The 19,275-nt window shown below is 67.0% G+C and carries 14 protein-coding genes; 3 read left to right on the forward strand and 11 right to left on the reverse strand.

The features are described from left to right. Positions 1–83 precede the first annotated feature (83 nt). A complete protein-coding gene (locus tag C0012_RS04060; RefSeq protein ID WP_232527766.1) occupies positions 84–1,019 on the forward strand; it encodes a sulfite exporter TauE/SafE family protein in 936 nt (311 codons plus the stop codon). Positions 1,020–1,174: 155 nt separating this feature from the next. Beyond that, complete coding sequence (gene cysC / locus C0012_RS04065; protein ID WP_232527767.1) at positions 1,175–2,287, forward strand: adenylyl-sulfate kinase; 1,113 nt, start codon at positions 1,175–1,177, stop codon at positions 2,285–2,287. Positions 2,288–2,294: 7 nt separating this feature from the next. Here the strand turns inward: cysC and C0012_RS04070 are convergent, their stop codons facing one another. The 6 genes from C0012_RS04070 to rpsL form a co-directional block, all read right to left on the reverse strand. Next, positions 2,295–3,413, reverse strand: a complete 1,119-nt coding sequence (locus C0012_RS04070) for a glycosyltransferase (RefSeq protein WP_110589636.1) — start codon at positions 3,411–3,413, stop codon at positions 2,295–2,297. A 59-nt stretch (positions 3,414–3,472) separates the two neighbouring features. Then, positions 3,473–4,075: a VanZ family protein gene (locus C0012_RS04075; protein ID WP_110589635.1), complete on the reverse strand. Its 603-nt coding sequence runs from the start codon at positions 4,073–4,075 to the stop codon at positions 3,473–3,475. 151 nt (positions 4,076–4,226) lie between these two features. Further along, positions 4,227–5,420 carry an elongation factor Tu gene (tuf, locus tag C0012_RS04080; protein WP_110589634.1) on the reverse strand — a complete coding sequence of 398 codons (1,194 nt, stop codon included), beginning with the start codon at positions 5,418–5,420 and terminating at the stop codon, positions 4,227–4,229. Between the two features lie 166 nt (positions 5,421–5,586). Further along, positions 5,587–7,701 carry an elongation factor G gene (fusA, locus tag C0012_RS04085; RefSeq protein WP_110589633.1) on the reverse strand — a complete coding sequence of 705 codons (2,115 nt, stop codon included), beginning with the start codon at positions 7,699–7,701 and terminating at the stop codon, positions 5,587–5,589. Positions 7,702–7,797: 96 nt separating this feature from the next. After that, entirely contained in the window at positions 7,798–8,268 is a 471-nt protein-coding gene (gene rpsG, locus C0012_RS04090; protein ID WP_110589632.1) for a 30S ribosomal protein S7, read from the reverse strand. Positions 8,269–8,273: 5 nt separating this feature from the next. After that, positions 8,274–8,642, reverse strand: coding sequence for a 30S ribosomal protein S12 (gene rpsL, locus C0012_RS04095; RefSeq protein WP_110589631.1), 369 nt, complete (start codon positions 8,640–8,642; stop codon positions 8,274–8,276). A gap of 235 nt (positions 8,643–8,877) precedes the next feature. On the opposite strand from rpsL, the gene C0012_RS04100 reads away from it, so the two are divergent. Next, entirely contained in the window at positions 8,878–9,531 is a 654-nt protein-coding gene (locus C0012_RS04100; RefSeq protein WP_110589630.1) for a spermidine/putrescine ABC transporter substrate-binding protein, read from the forward strand. Positions 9,532–9,535: 4 nt separating this feature from the next. Here the strand turns inward: C0012_RS04100 and C0012_RS04105 are convergent, their stop codons facing one another. The 5 genes from C0012_RS04105 to rpoB all read right to left on the reverse strand — a co-directional run bounded on the left by C0012_RS04105 (position 9,536) and on the right by rpoB (position 19,188). Next, the gene (locus tag C0012_RS04105) at positions 9,536–10,000 is read right to left on the reverse strand and encodes a hypothetical protein (protein ID WP_110589629.1); all 465 of its coding nucleotides are present in this window, start codon (positions 9,998–10,000) and stop codon (positions 9,536–9,538) included. Between the two features lie 119 nt (positions 10,001–10,119). Beyond that, on the reverse strand, positions 10,120–11,331 hold the full coding sequence (locus C0012_RS04110) for a hypothetical protein (RefSeq protein ID WP_110589628.1): 1,212 nt from the start codon (positions 11,329–11,331) through the stop codon (positions 10,120–10,122). Between the two features lie 121 nt (positions 11,332–11,452). Beyond that, positions 11,453–11,623, reverse strand: a complete 171-nt coding sequence (locus C0012_RS15370) for a hypothetical protein (protein ID WP_162621892.1) — start codon at positions 11,621–11,623, stop codon at positions 11,453–11,455. Between the two features lie 164 nt (positions 11,624–11,787). After that, on the reverse strand, positions 11,788–15,663 hold the full coding sequence (gene rpoC, locus C0012_RS04120) for a DNA-directed RNA polymerase subunit beta' (protein ID WP_110589626.1): 3,876 nt from the start codon (positions 15,661–15,663) through the stop codon (positions 11,788–11,790). A gap of 42 nt (positions 15,664–15,705) precedes the next feature. Continuing rightward, on the reverse strand, positions 15,706–19,188 hold the full coding sequence (rpoB, locus tag C0012_RS04125; protein WP_110589625.1) for a DNA-directed RNA polymerase subunit beta: 3,483 nt from the start codon (positions 19,186–19,188) through the stop codon (positions 15,706–15,708). Positions 19,189–19,275 lie beyond the last annotated feature (87 nt).

A 19,275-nucleotide genomic window follows, 5' to 3' on the forward strand; every position in this document is an offset into this window, starting at 1 on the left:
TGGGAAGGAAGGGATTCGACACCCGCCGACATGGTGCGTCACGCGGAAGATCGCGTCGCGCCACCCTGCTAGCGTTTCGCCCCATGGACTGGGCAATGGTGATCGCCGCGCTCGGCGTCGGCGTGGTGGTGGGGCTCACCGGTATGGGCGGCGGCGCACTCATGACCCCCGTGCTCGTGCTCGGCTTCGGGGTCCCGCCCCTGACCGCGGTGTCGAGTGACCTCATCACCTCCGCGGCGATGAAGCCTGCGGGCTCTCTCGTGCACGCCCGCAAGGGAACGGTGCACTGGAAGCTCGTGATCTGGCTCATGATCGGATCCGTGCCGACCGCCTTCTGCGGGGCTCTCATCATCTCGGCCGTCGGCGAGATGACCGGCGTGCAGGAGTTCGTCAAGACGGCGCTCGGCGTCGTGCTCCTGGTCGCGGCGATGCTCCTCGGTTTCCGAGCCTTCATCGGCATGCGCAACCGCGCGCGCGAGCGTCACGACGGCACGCACACGAAGCGCAGCGAGACCGCCGATATCAAGGTGAAGATTCTGCCGACCCTGCTCATCGGCATCGTCGGCGGCCTCATGGTCGGTCTGACGTCCGTCGGATCGGGCTCGTTCATCATCATCGCCCTCATGCTCCTGTACCCGCTGCTATCGATGAACCGCCTCGTCGGCACCGACCTCGTTCAGGCCGTGCCGCTCGTGATCGCCGCCGCGATCGGCCACCTGCTGTTCGGCGACGTGGACTGGAGCATCGTCATTCCCCTCATCATCGGCAGCGTTCCCGGCGCCATCATCGGCGCGCGCCTGTCGTCGACGCTGCCGAGCGGCATCGTGCGCCGCGCGCTCGCCCTCGTGCTGCTCGCCGCCGGCCTGCGCATGCTGCAGGTCGACCTCCCCTGGACGATCGCGGCCGTCTCGCTTGCCTTCGTCGCCGCGACCCTCGGCTGGATGGGCCTCCGCCGCGTGCACGGCCTCCCCGCGACCTTCACGAAGGAACGGCAGGCCTCCGACCGCCGGAATCCGTAGCTCCCTCGTAGCGGTGTCGATGCCAGTTTCCGCGCCCACTCATTCGGACTCCTGCTGTTACCGTGTGCGAAGGCGGCGGGGACCATGGACACGCCTAGGATGCTGACCACGCCGCCTTTCCCTCCCCTCGCAGCTTCCTCGGACAGGACTGACTCGTGACCTCACCCCATGTAACGCTCTCGCCCGCGCAGATCCGCGACGTCGAGCTCGCCCTTGCCGGCGCGTGGGGCGGAGTCGCCTCGCTCGTCTTCACTGACCTCGACGTCTCCCGCGGCGAGGAGATCGTGCTCTTCGACCCCGAGGGAACCGACATCGCCTCGATGACGGTCGAGACCGCCGTCGCACGGCCCGCCGGTGGCGAAGAGATCGCTCAGATCGGCACGGGCGTCGCACCGGCGCTGCCCACGCCCGTCACCGTCGGCGGCCCGATCCAGGCGCGCCGCCCGCTCGGCCATCTCGACCACATCGCCCTCCGCGCAACGGTCTCGCCGCGCAGGGAAGAATCGGCGCTCCTCGTCACCGGCGCCGTCCCCGACGCTCTCGGCTCAGCCGAGAACGTGATCGTGCTCGATCACGGCGATCCGCGCACACTCGCCGAAGCGATCGCCTCCGTCGAGAGCTCCGGGCGCGAAGTCTTCGTCCTCCCGGCGGCCTCCACGCTCGAAGCGACGAAGGTCGCGGCACGCGCACTCGTCGCCGACGACATCGATGTGCTCGAGACGCCGACGCCGCCTCCCGCGGGTCGTGTCATCCTCCTCACCGGCCTTTCCGGATCCGGCAAATCGACGATTTCTAAGCTGCTGGTCCAGCGCCTTGCGGAGAGCGACGGGCGTCGCGTCACTCTGCTCGACGGCGACGAGGTGCGACTCATCCTCTCGGAAGGGCTCGGGTTCTCGCGCGAGGACCGCATGATCAACGTCCGCCGCATCGGATGGGTCGCGGCACTGGTCGCCCGCCACGACGGCATCGCCGTGTGCGCGCCCATCGCGCCCTACGAGGCCATGCGTGCCGAGATGCGCGCGCGGGTCGAGGAGGCGGGGCGTTTCCTGCTCGTGCACATCTCGACACCGCTCGAGGTGTGCGAGCAGCGCGACCGCAAAGGTCTGTACGCCAAGGCGCGCGCCGGGGAGGTCGCGGAATTCACCGGCATCAGCGATCCCTACCAGATCCCTGCCGACGCCGATCTGACGATCGACGCTTCCGTCGTCTCGCCTGACGACGCCGTTGACGAGATCCTCGCGAAGCTCGCGGAGATCGACGCCGCGTAGAGCCGCGTCACGACCGGACGGCCGCCCGGGATCCTCCATCGGCAGCGATGAAGGCGCGGATCCGCTCCGCGAACACCGCCTCATCGAACTCCGCCGCGCGCCGACGACACGCTTCCCCACTGGCGGCGAGGGCGGTCTCGACAGCCGAGCGCGCCTCGACAGGATCCGCCCAGTCGTGTAGGTGCGCTCCAGTGACGCCATCGACAACGGACTCAGTTGCACCGCCGACGCCGTTCACGACAACCGGCGTGCCCGAGGCCATCGCCTCCACCGCCACGATGCCGAAATCCTCAACGGGTGGGAACAGCAGCGCCGCCGCGCGCCGGTACAGCGCGCGCAGGACGGACCGCGAGGGATGATGCAGGAACTCGACGCGCGCCTTGCTCTCGGCGGCGGTCTCGCGTAGCCGAGCCTCGTCGGGGCCGCGCCCGGCAATCACGAGCGGACGGCCTGACGCAGCCGCGACGTGGATCGCATCGTCGATCTTCTTGTACGACACCCACCGCGACACGGCAAGCAGGAAACCCTCCGGGAGCGCCGCGAGCTGCTCCTCCTCGACAGCAGAGAGCTCGGGCTCGCCTGCAAACTCCGACGTGCGCACGGGAGGGTGGATCACCTGCGCATCGCGATCCCAGACATCGCGGATCCTCGTCGCGACGAACTCGCTGTTCGCCGCGATCGCGGTCGCCTCGCGCGCACGATGGCGATCGAGCGGCTTGAACGCCGCCGCGGCGGCTCGGACGAGGGGGCTGGCGCCGCGCGGATCAAGACTGGGCGTCCAGATATACCGTGCGGGGGTGTGCGCGTAGACATACTTGGGGATCTCGCGGGCCGCCCCCCGGAATCGCGCATGATGAGCGAAGAGGTGGCTGCTCACGAGCATCCAGGACGCATCGGCCGCCGGGAGAGACCGCCAGACGAACGGCATCATGGGAAGTGCAAGAGTCTTGCTGCGACGCAGCGGCGTGGCCGCGAGCGGGGTCTGACGCACACCGGGGAACCGTCCCGCCGAGTCGTCCCACAGGCACCAGGAAGCCGCATCGGGAAAGGCGCTACGCATCGCCTCGAAGACATTCTCGGCACCACCCGATCGCTCGAGCCATTCGTGCACGATCACGCCGCTCACTCGTGGCCCCTTTCGCCGGATCTGGCCCGCCGACGAGTCTATCGAGTCGCGACGTCCCCTCAGCGCCTCGAGACCGGCGCCCGATCCTCCGCGAATCCGAGCTGGTCGAGCACGGCCGTGCGATCCGGATCCTGCGGGGCGCGGCGCGCGCGACTCCGCCGCCGCTCCTGCTGATCCTCCCACCGCGCCCTCTCGAGCACCTTCGCGTCTCGGGCGTGCACCATACCGCGCAGCGTCGCCGCGATGAAGGTGCCGATCCAGGCGCCGAGCGAGTTCGAGATGACGTCGCGGAGGTCGCTCACGCGGTTCGGCAGAAACTCGCCCTGCGCCCACTCGATCCCACCGGAGAAGGCCGGAAGGAGAATCAGCGCGAGCCACCAGCCCCACCCCGGCAGGGCGAGGCCCAGCAGGAAGCCGAGCGGAACGAACATCCCGATGTTCGCGACGAACTCCAGTTCCATGTAGCCGAACGCGTCGGGCATGCCGAGGCGGTACAGCACGCGCAGCACGCGATCCGCGACCGTATCCACGCCGACGCCGTCGAGGCTCGGCGACATCGTCACCCAGAGAACGAAGGCGAGGTAGGCCGCGAACAGCGCCGTGGCGAGCCCCACCCGCATGCGGCTCCGGGGCGGCCTGCGGTCGTCTTCAGCGGAGGTCATAGCGGGCAGAGTAACAGCGCCCCGTGAGAGAGAAGTCCTTCTCGCGAGCGAAGACGCGCCCGGTGCTCGCCCGCGGGGGCTCCAGACACAGAGAAGCGGGGCCGGATCCCGAAGGATCCGACCCCGCTTCCGAAAGCAGGACCGAAGGGTCTTACTTGATGATGCTCGTCACCGTGCCGGCGCCGACCGTGCGGCCACCCTCACGGATCGCGAAGCCGAGGCCCTCTTCCATAGCGATCGGCTGGATCAGCTCGACCGTCATGTCGGTGGTGTCACCCGGCATGACCATCTCGGTGCCCTCGGGCAGCGTGATGACGCCCGTGACGTCCGTGGTGCGGAAGTAGAACTGCGGGCGGTAGTTCGTGTAGAAGGGGTTGTGACGGCCACCCTCGTCCTTCGAGAGGATGTACGCCGTACCCTCGAAGTTCGTGTGGGGCGTAACCGAACCCGGCTTCACGACGACCTGGCCGCGCTCGACGTCCTCACGCTTCAGACCGCGAAGCAGGAGGCCACAGTTCTCGCCGGCCCATGCCTCGTCGAGCTGCTTGTGGAACATCTCGATACCCGTGACCGTGGTCTTCTGGGTGTCGCGGATGCCGACGATCTCGACCTCGGAGTTGATCTTCAGGGTGCCGCGCTCGGCGCGACCCGTGACGACCGTGCCACGACCGGTGATCGTGAAGACGTCCTCGATGGGCATGAGGAACGGCTTGTCGCGGTCACGCTCGGGCTCGGGGATCGAGTTGTCGACGGCCTCCATGAGCTCGACGATCTTCTCGACCCACTTCTCGTCGCCCTCGAGAGCCTTGAGGCCCGAGACCTGCACGACGGGAGCGTTGTCGCCGTCGAAGTCCTGCGACGAGAGGAGCTCGCGAACCTCGAGCTCGACGAGCTCCAGGATCTCCTCGTCGTCGACCATGTCGGACTTGTTCAGCGCGACGAGCAGGTAGGGAACGCCGACCTGCTTGGCGAGAAGAACGTGCTCACGCGTCTGCGCCATGGGACCGTCGGTCGCGGCGACCACGAGGATCGCGCCGTCCATCTGGGCGGCACCCGTGATCATGTTCTTGACGTAGTCGGCGTGGCCGGGGGCGTCAACGTGAGCGTAGTGACGGCTGGGGGTCTCGTACTCGACGTGCGAGACGTTGATCGTGATACCGCGGTCGCGCTCCTCGGGAGCCGAGTCGATCGAACCGAAGTCGCGGGTCACGTTCACGTCCGACGGGTACTTCTCCGCCAGCACCTTCGAGATGGCAGCGGTCAGCGTGGTCTTACCGTGGTCAACGTGACCGATCGTTCCGATGTTGACGTGCGGCTTGGTGCGCTCGAACTTGGCCTTAGCCACTGGGTCCTCCTCAGGACGTTCGTGGAGAGATACCGGGCGCTGGATTGCGACCGGGTCTCTCCGGGGTTTATTTCAGTCTAGTAGAGACAGCCTGTGTGAAGTTATGCGGTGTGGGCGGGGCCGAACGACTCGACCCCGCCCGAGAGCCATCGGGGCGGCGAGTGTCTTACTCGCCCTTGCCCTTCTGGATGATCTCGTCGGCAACGGCCTTGGGAACCTCGGCGTAGCTGTCGAACTCCATCGAGTAGACGGCACGGCCCGACGTGCGCGAACGCAGGTCGCCGATGTAGCCGAACATGCTCGAAAGCGGGACGAGAGCCTTGACCACCTTGACACCCTGCGCGTCTTCCATCGACTGGACCTGACCGCGGCGCGAGTTCAGGTCGCCGATGACGTCGCCCATGTACTCCTCGGGCGTACGGACCTCGACGCTCATGAGCGGCTCGAGCAGCGCGGGGCTCGCCTTCTGGACGGCCTCCTTGAAGCCCATCGAACCGGCGATCTTGAACGCCATCTCCGAGGAGTCGACGTCGTGCGAGGCACCGTCGACGAGGGTCGCCTTGACGCCCACCATCGGGTAGCCCGCAAGCACACCGACGTTCATCGCGTCCTGGAAACCAGCGTCGACCGACGGGATGTACTCGCGCGGAACGCGGCCACCCGTGACCTCGTTGCCGAACTCGTAGATCTTGTCGTCCTCGACCTCCATGGGCTCGAGGCGGAACTGGATCTTTGCGAACTGACCGGATCCACCCGTCTGCTTCTTGTGGGTGTAGTCGTGACGCTCGACCGCCTTGCGGATGGTCTCGCGGTAAGCCACCTGGGGCTTGCCGACGTTCGCCTCGACCTTGAACTCGCGCTTCATGCGGTCCACGAGGATGTCGAGGTGCAGCTCGCCCATGCCCTTGACCGTGGTCTGACCGGTCTCGGCGTTGTTCTCGACGCGGAAGGTCGGGTCTTCTTCAGCGAGCTTCTGGATCGCGAGACCCAGCTTCTCCTGGTCGGCCTTCGTCTTCGGCTCGATCGCGACCTCGATGACCGGCTCGGGGAACGTCATCGACTCGAGGACGACCTGCGAGGACGGGTCGCTCAGCGTGTCGCCCGTCGTCGTGTCCTTGAGGCCGATAACCGCGTAGATGTGACCCGCGGTGACCGAGTCGACCGGGTTCTCCTTGTTGGCGTGCATCTGGAAGATCTTCCCGATGCGCTCCTTCTTGCCCTTCGTCGAGTTGACGACCTGCGCGCCCGAGTCGAGGTGACCCGAGTACACGCGGATGTAGGTCAGGCGACCGAAGAACGGGTGCGAGACGACCTTGAACGACAGGGCCGAGAACGGCTCGTCCGCGTCGGAGTGGCGCTCGATGACGACCGACTCGTCCTTCGGGTCGTGCGCCTCGATGGCGGGCACGTCGACGGGGGCCGGCAGGTAGTCGACGACCGCGTCGAGCATCGGCTGCACACCGCGGTTCTTGAACGCCGAGCCGCAGAAGACGGGGTACGCGTCGCCGGCGATCGTGAGCTTGCGGATGCCCGCCTTGAGCTCGTCGATCGACAGCTCTTCGCCGCCGAAGTACTTCTCGAGGAGCTCCTCGTCGCTCTCCGCGACAGCCTCGACGAGCTTCGCGCGGTACTCCTCGGCACGAGCCTGAAGATCCTCGGGGATCTCGCGGGTCTCGTAGGAGGCGCCCATCGTCACGTCGCCCTTGGCGTCACCCGGCCACACGAGGGCCTTCATGTGCAGCAGGTCGATGACACCGACGAAGTCGTTCTCGGCACCGATCGGAAGCTGCATCACGAGCGGCGTCGCCTTGAGGCGGTTGATGATCGTGTCGACCGTGAAGTAGAAGTCGGCGCCCAGCTTGTCCATCTTGTTGACGAAGCAGATGCGGGGCACGTTGTACTTGTCGGCCTGGCGCCACACCGTCTCAGACTGCGGCTCCACACCCTCCTTGCCGTCGAAGACGGCGACGGCACCGTCGAGCACGCGAAGCGAGCGCTCGACCTCGACCGTGAAGTCGACGTGGCCGGGGGTGTCGATGATGTTGATCTGGGTGTTGTCCCAGAAGCACGTCACGGCAGCGGACGTGATCGTGATGCCACGTTCCTGCTCCTGATCCATCCAGTCCGTGGTCGCCCCACCATCGTGCGTCTCGCCGATCTTGTGGTTGACGCCCGTGTAGAACAGGATGCGCTCGGTCGTGGTGGTCTTACCGGCATCGATGTGCGCCATGATGCCGATGTTGCGGACCTTCTTGAGGTCGGTGAGCACGTCTTGTGCCACTTCGAGTTTCCTTACGTGAGAACGGGATGGAACAGGAACGTCGGCTCCGGAAGCGCCCCGGAGAGCGTTCCGGAGCCGACGGGTGTCGCTGTCGTCTTACCAGCGGTAGTGCGCGAAGGCGCGGTTGGACTCCGCCATCTTGTGCGTGTCCTCGCGACGCTTCACAGCAGCGCCGAGACCGTTCGACGCGTCGAGGATCTCGTTCATGAGACGCTCGGTCATCGTCTTCTCACGACGACCCTTCGCGTAGCTCACGAGCCAGCGGAGGGCGAGGGTGTTCGCGCGGTGCGGCTTGACCTCGACCGGAACCTGGTAGGTCGAGCCGCCGACGCGACGGCTGCGAACCTCGAGCGTGGGGCGCACGTTGTCGAGCGCCTTCTTGAGCGTGGCGACGGCGTCGCCGTCACCCTTCGCCTCGACGCCAGCGAGGGCGCCGTAGACGATGTGCTCAGCGATGGACTTCTTGCCGTCGACGAGGATCTTGTTGACGAGCTGCGTGACGACAGGCGCGCCGTAGACCGGGTCGTTGACGACGGGGCGCTTGGGGGCCGGACCCTTACGAGGCATCTAACTCAACCCTTCTTTGCGCCGTAGTGGCTACGCGCCTGCTGACGGTTCTTGACGGCCTGCGTGTCGAGGGCACCGCGCACGATGCGGTAGCGCACACCGGGGAGGTCCTTCACACGACCGCCACGGACGAGCACCAGCGAGTGCTCCTGGAGGTTGTGGCCCTCACCGGGGATGTAGGCCGTGACCTCGGTACCGTTGCGGAGCTTCACACGAGCGACCTTGCGCATCGCCGAGTTCGGCTTCTTCGGCGTGGTGGTGTACACACGGGTGCAGACACCCGCCTGCTGCGGGTTCGCCTTCAGGGCGGGAGCCTTGGTCTTGGTGACCTTCGGCTTGCGACCCTTGCGAACCAACTGCTGAATAGTTGGCACGTTTCTCCTTGAATCAATGCTGCACGGTGACAGCGGGGCGTGATTTTTCACGTCGACCCATCCACGCGGGCGATTGCCCGGGCGCCTGCTATGGGTATGCCGTGGGGGTGGACCTGTTCGCAGGCCTTGACCCTTATTGCATGCGCGCACGCGTCAGACGCGCACACGCAGACTGATCCATCATACGTGCGCGACACGCGCCCCGCAAACGCTCTGTGATCACTACCCTGAGTGTATGGAGCGGTCCCTCGAGACGCGGGTGAGCCAGGCGGTCGACGCCTGGCTGCGCTGGCTTCCCCGCTGGGAACCCGCCACCCACCGTGGCCGCCGCTCACCGTGCCGACGCTGCTTCGGATCCCCGATCCTCGAGGCCGCGGGGATCGACCACGACACGCCCCACGGCGTGCAGCACGGACTGTCGACGCGCATCAAGACGATCATCGACCAGTCGGTCGCCCGCTACACCTCACAGAATCTTCCGATGCTGCAGTCAGAGCTCGATCAGCAGTCCGCGCGAAATCGGGCCCGCAGCTACCGGCCCCGCGAAGACCTGGATCCCGAGTTCGACGGCCTCCCGCTCGACCCTGAGCCCGACCCCGGCGCCCCGTTCCTGTTCACGATCGCCGAGTTCGAAGAGGAGGCGGCGCAGGAGACGCCTCCCCTGCCGCCGCTGAGCGAGGAGGCGAAGCGGGCGCTGCGCCGCGAGGTCGCCCTCGCCGACGAGTACGCGGCAGAAGTCGGCCACGAGGTCTGCCACCTTCTCGTCACCCATCGCCCGCGGATCCGGGCGGCCGTGAGCGAGTACGTGGATCCGCAGATCGAGGCGATGATGAAGGAGCTCACGACGTCGCTCGACGCACCCTTCGACCCCCGCGATCTCGGGAAGTAGCCCCTCAGGGGCGATCCTCCCAGGGCCAGCGCGGGCGATCCATGCGTGTGCGCCGCACGGCGATCGCCGCCCATGCGGCGACGAGGGCCGCGGCGAAGAAGACCAGCGCAACCCAGCCGAGCAGAACCTCTCCCACGACGCCCACTGTCGTACCGAGATCTCCCGAGGAGACGAGCGTCGCGCCCGCGAGGAGGATCAGATGCGCGGCGGCGGATCCGATCGCCGTGCCGAGCGCGGCCATATAGCTCGGCTGCTCTCGCGCGATCGATCCGCGCAGGAGCAGCGCGAAGGCCAGAATCGCAGCGCCGGCAGCGAGATAGGCGGGAACCAGCCCGACCCCGCGAGTCGAGATGACGTCGGAGTCGGTCACGAGGCTCGCGATACCCAGGCCCGCCACGAGCAGCGCGAGGTACCCCGCGCTCGCGAAGGCTACGAGCGCGGCATCGGGCAGCTGATCCCGTGTCGCCATGCTCCCATTGTCCCGCGGCTGAGCGCCCTCAACGTCGCAAACCCACAAGTCTCCGCCGAGTCCGCAGTGATTAGCTGCGGACTCGACGGAGACTTGTGGACGTAAGGCGGGCGGCGGCGTCAGGAAGCCGCGGACCCCTGGGGCCCCTCGGCCATCAGGCGATCGTATTCTTCGCGCTCGGCGGCGTTCTGCTTCGTGATGCGCGCGCCCCGTCGCGACACCCACGCGCCGAACCAGATCGTGACCTCGCGGGCGATGATGACGGCGACGAGCGCCGGCACCGCGAACATCGTGTCGGCCAGCAGGGCCATTCCCTCGTCGGCCGTGAGGTTCCAGAACGGAGCACCGAGGAACACGCCGCCGATGTACCCCGCGTAGGTGAGCAGCGCCACGAAGAGTCCGAGCACGACCCACGACCACCATCGGGCGCGATTGACGAAGACACCCAGCAGCCAGAACGCCAGCCAGAAGGCGATGACCGTGAACCAGAACGGCGGCTGCGCCAGCACGTCGGTCGCGAAAGCCAGCGGCTCGACCGCGAAGCTGTCCCGCGACGCCACGACCGACAGGTACATCTGCCAGCCATAGCTTGCCGCGGCGTACAGCACCGCGAACACGACGGCCGCAAGCAGGCCGATGAGGCCCGATGCGCCACGGTTGCCGCGCTTGCGAGGCGGCTCAGGCGCCTGCACGAAGATCGGCCCCGGCGCCGGCGCGGCGTGGTGCGCCGGTTCGCTCGACGTCACCGCCACCGGCTCGGGCTCGTCGACGGGCGTCGTGGCACTCGTCTGCGGGTCGGTCGCCGTGAACGTGTCGTTCGCCGCCGGCTCGAACCAGGGATCCCCGGGCTTCTTCTCGGTCTCCTCCGGCTCGCGCGCCCCCGGCGCGACAGGTGCGGCACTCGCCGTCTCCGACTCGAGACGATCGAGCTCGGCCGCGAGGGCCTCGTAGTCGGGCTCCTCCGCAGCGTCGTCGGACGACGCCGGCGCGGCGCCGTCGGACGGGGTGCCCCCGGTGGTCGCGGGGTCGCCCGCCGCAGGCGCGGCACCCTCGGACGTGGTGTCCCCGGCGGTCGCGGGGTCGCCACCTGCCGTGGGCGTCGCACCACTCTCAGAAGCAGAGGCAGCGGACGTCCCGTCGTCGACCGACGGCTCGTCGGCGGCGAACGCGCGCGCGTCAGATCCGCCCGTGTTCGGGTCGCCCGGCACCGCGGATCCCTCGCTCTCGGGTGCCTGCTCGGCCGCAGGCGAGTCTTCGGCGGCGGGAGCGGTGGCGTCTGGCTGCTCCTCGGCGGCGTCGCCGTCGTTCTTCGGGCCCTGTGCGTCACTCATCGCAGGCACTCCTCACGGTCGGGGTCTCTCCCCTTCCGCCGAAGGATAACGTGCGTGATCCCGCTCGGGCGTGCGCCACGCGCGGCGTTCACCCCCTGCCCAGTCGGCCCGGGCGCGTCGTCTACGGCGTGATCGACCGCAGCCAGTCGAAGAAGCCGAAAAACAGATCCACGAGCCACTCGCCCACGACGGGCAGGAACGGCCACGCGGCCCAGGTGAGGAGCCCCAGGATGGCGAGAATCACGACAGTCCCGACCGCCGTGGCCACCCTGCTGCGTCCCCCGATCGCCATGCGCCCAGGATAGTCGACGCAACGAAACTCGGAGATCTCACGAATCGCGGGCGCGATACGCGGATCCGTCCTCGTTTCGTGAGATCTCCGCATTCGGTGACGCGCCCGCGCACGAGGAAAGCCCCCGGATCCGCAGATCCGGGGGCCTTTCGACTCACATCAGGTCAGTTGTAGGACCCGGGCGTGAAGTCGTCCGTCGAGAACGCGTCGAAGTCGACGTAGCTGTACTCGCCGTCGGCGAAGCCACCATCCGAGGCGAAGATGCGGTTGGGGTACCGCTCGCTCTTCGCTTCCTCGGTCGCCTCCACCTCGACGTCGCGGTACTTGGCAAGGCCCGTACCGGCCGGGATGAGCTTACCGATGATGACGTTCTCCTTGAGACCGATCAGCGGGTCGCGCTTGCCCTGGAGCGCCGCCTCCGTGAGGACGCGGGTCGTCTCCTGGAACGACGCGGCCGACAGCCACGACTCGGTCGCGAGCGACGCCTTCGTGATACCCATCAGCTCCGGACGACCCGAGGCCGGGCGCTTGCTCTCGCCCACGGCCTGACGGTTGACGTCCTGGTAGTGGCGCATGTCGACCATCTCGCCGGGCAGCAGGTCGGTCTCGCCGTGGTCGACGACGGTGACCTTACGCAGCATCTGGCGCACGATGACCTCGATGTGCTTGTCGTGGATCGGCACACCCTGCGAGCGGTACACACCCTGCACGCCGTCGACGAGGTACTTCTGCACCTCGCGAGCGCCCTGCACGCGCATGATCTCCTTCGGGTCGAGCGTTCCGACCTGAAGCGCCTGACCGACGTCGACGTGCTGGCCGTCCTCGACGAGCAGCGTCGCACGCTTGAGCACCGGGTAGACGTGAGGCTCGTCGCCGCTGTCGGGCGTGACGATGACCTTCTTGCCCTTCTCGGTCTCCTCGATCGTGACCCGACCCGCCGACTCGGCGATCGGCGATGCACCCTTCGGAGTACGCGCCTCGAACAGCTCCTGCACGCGGGGAAGACCCTGCGTGATGTCGTCTGCCGACGCGGATCCACCGGTGTGGAAGGTGCGCATCGTGAGCTGCGTACCGGGCTCACCGATCGACTGGGCCGCGATGATGCCGACGGCCTCGCCGATGTCGACGAGGTTGCCCGTCGCGAGCGAACGACCGTAGCAGCGGGCGCAGACACCGACGGCCGAGTCGCAGGTGAGCACCGAGCGCACCTTGATCTCGGTGACGCCGGACGCGACGAGCTTGTCGATGAGCGGGTCGCCCACATCCTGACCAGCCTCGGCGACGACCGTGCCGTCCTCCGTCACGACGTCGACGGCGAGGTTGCGCGCGAACACCGAGTTCTCGACGTTGGCGTCCTTGACGAGCACGCCATCCGCGCCGGCCTCGGCGATCGGGTACGCAAGACCCTTCGTCGTACCGCAGTCCTCCTCGCGGATGATGACATCCTGCGAGACGTCGACGAGACGACGCGTGAGGTACCCCGAGTCGGCCGTACGGAGAGCCGTGTCGGCAAGACCCTTACGCGCACCGTGGGTGGCGATGAAGTACTCGGCGACCGTGAGGCCCTCGCGGAAGGACGACAGAATCGGGCGGGGGATGATCTCGCCCTTGGGGTTGTTCACGAGACCGCGGATCGCGGCGATGTTGCGGATCTGCAGCCAGTTGCCTCGGGCGCCCGACGACACCATGCGGTAGATGGTGTTGTCGGTCGGGAACGAGTCCTTCATCTCCTGCTGCAGGACGTCCGTCGCCTCAGTCCAGAGGGTCGTCAGCTCCTGACGACGCTCGTCGTCAGTCGTGAGGCCCTTCTCGTACTGAGACGTGATCTTCGCGGCCTTCTTCTCGTAGCCCGCGATGATCTCGCCCTTGTTCTCCGGCGTCACGACGTCGCTCATCGCGACCGTGACACCCGAGCGCGTCGCCCAGTAGTAACCCGCGTCCTTGATCCGGTCGAGGGTCTCGGCGGTCGTGACCTTCGGGTACTCCTCGGCCAGCTTGTTGACGATCTGCGAGAGCTTGCCCTTGTCGGCCTGCTCGCGCACGAACGGGTAGCCCTTGGGCAGCTGGTCGTTGAAGATCATCTGACCGAGCGAAGCGTCGACGAGACCGCTGTCGGCGTAGCCCTCAGGAGCGTCGCCCTCGAGGAACTCGAGACCAGGCTGGCGGATCTTCGCCTTGGCCTGGAGGTGCAGCGTGCCCTCTTCGAAGGCCATCTGCGCCTCGCTCACCGAGCCGAACACGCGACCCTCGCCCGTCGCACCCTCGATCACGGTCGTGAGGTGGTGCAGACCGATGATCATGTCCTGCGAGGGCAGGGTGACCGGACGGCCGTCCGACGGCTTGAGGATGTTGTTCGACGCGAGCATGAGCACGCGCGCCTCGGCCTGCGCCTCCACCGAGAGGGGGAGGTGCACGGCCATCTGGTCGCCGTCGAAGTCGGCGTTGAACGCCGAGCAGACGAGCGGGTGCAGCTGGATCGCCTTACCCTCGACGAGCTGCGGCTCGAACGCCTGGATACCCAGACGGTGCAGCGTGGGCGCACGGTTCAGCAGAACCGGGCGCTCGCGGATGACCTCATCGAGGACGTCCCACACCTCGGGCCGCGTGCGCTCCACGGCGCGCTTCGCTGCCTTGATGTTCTGCGAGTGACCGAGGTCGATCAGGCGCTTGATGACGAACGGCTTGAACAGCTCGAGCGCCATCTGCTTCGGGAGACCGCACTGGTGCAGCTTCAGCTGCGGGCCGACGACGATGACCGAACGGCCCGAGTAGTCGACGCGCTTACCGAGCAGGTTCTGGCGGAAACGACCCTGCTTGCCCTTCAGCATGTCGCTGAGCGACTTCAGGGCGCGGTTGCCGGTGCCCGTGACGGGACGACCGCGGCGGCCGTTGTCGAACAGCGCGTCGACGGCCTCCTGCAGCATGCGCTTCTCGTTGTTCACGATGATCTCGGGCGCACCGAGGTCGATGAGACGGCGCAGGCGGTTGTTGCGGTTGATCACGCGGCGGTACAGGTCGTTGAGGTCGCTCGTCGCGAAGCGGCCACCATCGAGCTGCACCATCGGGCGCAGCTCCGGCGGGATCACGGGAACGACGTCGAGCACCATCGCGGCCGGGCTCATGCCGGTCGAGAGGAACGAGTTGACGACCTTGAGGCGCTTGATCGCGCGGATCTTGCGCTGCCCCTTGCCCTCGGCGATCTGGTGGCGGAGCGACTCGGCCTCGCCTGCCAGGTCGAAGTTCGCCAGGCGCACCTGCAGCGCCTCGGCACCCATGCGGGCGTCGAAGTACTGACCGAAGCGGTCCTGCAGCTCCTGGAAGACGTCGTCCTCCGGCTTCAGCTGACCGACCTCGAGCGTGCGGAACTCTTCCCACATGCGCTCGAGCTTGGAGACCTGCTCGTCCGCACGCTTGCGGATCGTCGCCATCTCCTTCTCGGCTGCGTCCTTGACCTTCTTCTTCTGGTCGGCCTTGGCGCCCTCCTCCTCGAGCGCGGCGAGCTCCTCCTCCAGCTTCTGGAGGCGAGCGGCGACGCGCGAGTCACGACGGTCGGAGACCGCCTTGATCTCGAGGCGCAGGTTGTTCTCGTGCGTCGGCATGTCGCGGTGGCGTGCGTCCTCGTCCACCGAGATCACCATGTACGCGGCGAAGTAGATGACCTTCTCGAGGTCCTTCGGCGCCATGTCGAGCAGGTACCCGAGGCGCGAGGGCACGCCCTTGAAGTACCAGATGTGCGTGACGGGCGCGGCCAGCTCAAGGTGGCCCATGCGCTCACGGCGCACCGAGCTCTTCGTGACCTCGACACCGCAGCGCTCGCAGATGATGCCCTTGAAGCGGACCCGCTTGTACTTACCGCAACCGCACTCCCAGTCGCGGCTCGGTCCGAAGATCTGCTCACCGAACAGACCGTCCTTCTCGGGCTTCAGGGTGCGGTAGTTGATCGTCTCGGGCTTCTTGACCTCGCCGTAGGACCAGCGACGGATGTCGTCGGCGGTGGCCAGGCCGATGCGAAGCTCATCGAAAGAAGTTGCGTCGAGCAATTGACTCTCCTGTGTGGGAAATCTGTGAATCGGCCGGGCGGATCAGATCTCGTCGATCGAGGCGGACTCGAATCGCGACGAGATGTTGATGCCGAGCTCCTCCGCTGCGCGGAAGGCCTCGTCGTCGGTGTCACGCAGGCTGACGGCATCGCCGTCGGCCCCGAGCACCTCGACGTTCAGGCAGAGCGACTGCATCTCCTTCATGAGCACCTTGAAGGACTCGGGGATGCCGGGCTCCGGGATGTTCTCACCCTTGACGATCGACTCGTACACCTTGACGCGACCCAGGATGTCGTCGGACTTGACCGTGAGCAGCTCCTGCAGCGCGTAGGCGGCACCGTAGGCCTCGAGGGCCCACACCTCCATCTCACCGAAGCGCTGACCACCGAACTGCGCCTTACCACCGAGCGGCTGCTGGGTGATCATCGAGTACGGACCGGTCGAACGCGCGTGGATCTTGTCGTCGACGAGGTGGTGCAGCTTCAGGATGTACATGTAACCGACCGAGATCGGGTACGGGTACGGCTCACCGGTGCGTCCGTCGAGCAGGCGGGCCTTGCCCGAGCTGTCGATGAGGCGGTCGCCGTCGGCGGTCGTGTTCGTCGCCTCGAGCAGCCCACGCACCTGGTCCTCTTCCGCACCGTCGAAGACGGGCGTCGCGACGGGCGTGCCGGGCGCGACCTCGCGGAACTCCTCGGGAAGGTTGACGGCCCACTCGGGGTCGCCCTCGATCTTCCATCCCTGCTGAGCGATCCAGCCGAGGTGCACCTCGAGGACCTGACCGAAGTTCATTCGGCCGGGGATACCCATCGGGTTGAGGATCACGTCGAGCGGCGTGCCGTCCTGGAGGAACGGCATGTCCTCCTCCGGCAGGATGCGGGCGATGACGCCCTTGTTGCCGTGGCGGCCGGCCAGCTTGTCGCCCTCGGTGATCTTGCGCTTCTGGGCGATGTAGACGACGACGCGACGGTTGACGCCCGAGCCGAGCTCGTCGTCGCCCTCCTCGGCGTCGAACTCCTTGACCGCGATGACGGTTCCCTGCTCACCGTGGGGCACCTTCAGCGACGTGTCGCGCACCTCGCGGCTCTTCTCGTTGAAGATCGCGCGGAGCAGGCGCTCCTCGGCACTCAGCTCGGTCTCGCCCTTCGGCGTGACCTTGCCGACGAGGATGTCGCCGGGACGGACCTCGGCGCCGATGCGGATGATGCCGCGCTCGTCGAGATCCTTCAGCAGCTCGGGGCTGACGTTGGGAAGGTCACGGGTGACCTCCTCCTTGCCGAGCTTCGTGTCGCGCGCGTCAACCTCGTACTCCTCGATGTGGATCGAGGTCAGCGTGTCGTCCTTGACGAGACGCTGGTTGAGGATGATCGCGTCCTCGAAGTTGTACCCCTCCCACGACATGAAGCCGATGAGGAGGTTCTTGCCCAGCGCGAGCTCGCCGTTGTCGGTCGAGGGACCATCCGCGATGACCTCGCCGATCTCGACGCGGTCGCCCGTGCGGACGACGGCCTGCTGGTTGTACGTGTTGCCCTGGTTCGAACGGTCGAACTTGCGCAGGAAGAAGTCCTGCGTGCCGCCCTCGTCGAGCTGCAGCGAGACGTAGTCGGCCGTGACGTCGGTGACGACACCCGGCTTGTCGGCGATGATCGAGTCGCCCGAGTCGATCGCGGCGAACTTCTCCATGCCCGTTCCGACGACCGGAGCCTCGGACTCGATCAGCGGCACAGCCTGACGCTGCATGTTCGCGCCCATGAGCGCGCGGTTCGCGTCGTCGTGCTCGAGGAAGGGGATCAGAGCCGTTCCGACCGACACCATCTGGCGCGGCGAGACGTCCATGTACCCGACTTCCTCGGACGGGATCAGGTCGACCTCGTCGCCGTGCTGGCGCGCGAGGACGCGATCCTCGACGAAGGATCCGTCGTCATTCAGGCGCGTGTTCGCGGGCGCCACGTTGAACGCCTGCTCCTCCGCGGCCGAGAGGTAGTCGATCTGCTCGGACACCTTGCCGTCGATGACGCGACGGTACGGGGTCTCGATGAAACCGAACGAGTTGATGCGGCCGAACGTCGCGAGACGACCGATCAGGCCGATGTTCGGGCCTTCCGGCGTCTCGATCGGGCACATGCGGCCGTAGTGCGACGGGTGGACGTCGCGGACCTCGACACCCGCACGCTCACGCGAGAGACCACCCGGTCCGAGCGCCGACAGCGTGCGCTTGTGGGTGATGCCCGCCAGCGGGTTGTTCTGGTCCATGAACTGCGACAGCTGGCTCGTGCCGAAGAACTCCTTGATCGCCGCCACAACGGGGCGGACGTTGATCAGGGTCTGCGGCGTGATCGCCTCGATGTCCTGCGTCGTCATGCGCTCGCGGACGACGCGCTCCATGCGCGAGAGTCCCGTGCGGACCTGGTTCTGGATCAGCTCGCCGACCGCGCGGATGCGACGGTTGCCGAAGTTGTCGATGTCGTCGGTCGCGATCCGCTTCTCGACGATCTCGCCGCCCTTGGCGACGCCCTCGAAGGACGTGTCACCGCGGTGCAGGCGCACCATGTACTTGATCGTCTCGACGATGTCCTCGATCGTGAGGACCGAGTCGGAGAGCGGACGGTCGAGGCCGAGCTTCTGGTTCAGCTTGAAGCGACCGACCTTCGCGAGGTCGTAGCGCTTCGAGTTGAAGTAGAAGTTGTCGAGCAGCGAACGTGCGGCCTCAGCGGCGACCTGCTCGCCCGGACGCAGCTTGCGGTAGATGTCGCGGAGCGCGTCCTCCTGCGTGAGGACCGTGTCCTTCGCGAGGGTCTCCTCGATCGAGGAGATGCCGGCGAACTCCTCGAGGATCTGCTCGCTCGTCATGCCGAGCGCCTTCAGGAAGACCGTCACCGGCTGCTTGCGCTTGCGGTCGATGCGCACGCCGACCTGGTCGCGCTTGTCGATCTCGAACTCGAGCCACGCACCGCGGCTGGGGATCACGCGCGCCGAGACGACGTCCTTGTCGCTGGTCTTGTCGGGCGTCTTGTCGAAGTAGACACCGGGCGAGCGGACGAGCTGCGACACGACGACACGCTCGGTGCCGTTGATGATGAACGTGCCCTCGCGCGTCTGCAGCGGGAAGTCGCCCATGAACACCGTCTGGGTCTTGATCTCACCCGTCTGGTGGTTCATGAACTCGGCCTCGACGTAGAGCGGGGCCGCGTAGGTCTTGCCGCGGTCCTTGCACTCTTCGATCGAGTACTTCTCGGGCTCGAGGTAGGGGTTCGCGAACGACAGCTGCATCGTCTCGCCGAGGTCCTCGATGGGAGAGATCTCCTCGAAGATCTCCTCGAGACCGCTGCGATCCGAGATGTCGGAGCGACCGGCGGCGATCTGCGCCTTCCAGTCGTCGTTGCCGACAAGCCAGTCGAACGAGTCCTTCTGGAGCGCCAGGAGGTCCGGGACCGTCAGGGCGTCGTTGACTTTTGCGAACGAAAGACGCTGTGCGTCGCGTCCGTTCTTGGTGGTGGGAGTGGATGCGTTGCGCGAAGCAGCCAAGGGGATGACCTCCGTGGACCCGCGAAGGGCCTCTAGATTCCTTGCCGACAGGGTGTGAGGCGCGCCCATCCGTCGAGATCCGCTCGT

It is taken from the genome of Microbacterium suaedae (genome assembly GCF_003254645.1).
Taxonomy (GTDB): domain Bacteria; phylum Actinomycetota; class Actinomycetes; order Actinomycetales; family Microbacteriaceae; genus Microbacterium; species Microbacterium suaedae.

Bases quoted from the DNA above. Each gene is read 5' to 3' on its own strand.
- C0012_RS04060 (WP_232527766.1), top strand. From the start codon at position 84: ATGGACTGGGCAATGGTGATCGCCGCGCTCGGCGTCGGCGTGGTGGTG.
- C0012_RS04075 (WP_110589635.1), bottom strand. From the start codon at position 4,075: ATGACCTCCGCTGAAGACGACCGCAGGCCGCCCCGGAGCCGCATGCGG.
- rpsG (WP_110589632.1), bottom strand. From the start codon at position 8,268: ATGCCTCGTAAGGGTCCGGCCCCCAAGCGCCCCGTCGTCAACGACCCG.
- C0012_RS04100 (WP_110589630.1), top strand. From the start codon at position 8,878: ATGGAGCGGTCCCTCGAGACGCGGGTGAGCCAGGCGGTCGACGCCTGG.
- C0012_RS04105 (WP_110589629.1), bottom strand. From the start codon at position 10,000: ATGGCGACACGGGATCAGCTGCCCGATGCCGCGCTCGTAGCCTTCGCG.
- C0012_RS04110 (WP_110589628.1), bottom strand. From the start codon at position 11,331: ATGAGTGACGCACAGGGCCCGAAGAACGACGGCGACGCCGCCGAGGAG.
- C0012_RS15370 (WP_162621892.1), bottom strand. From the start codon at position 11,623: ATGGCGATCGGGGGACGCAGCAGGGTGGCCACGGCGGTCGGGACTGTC.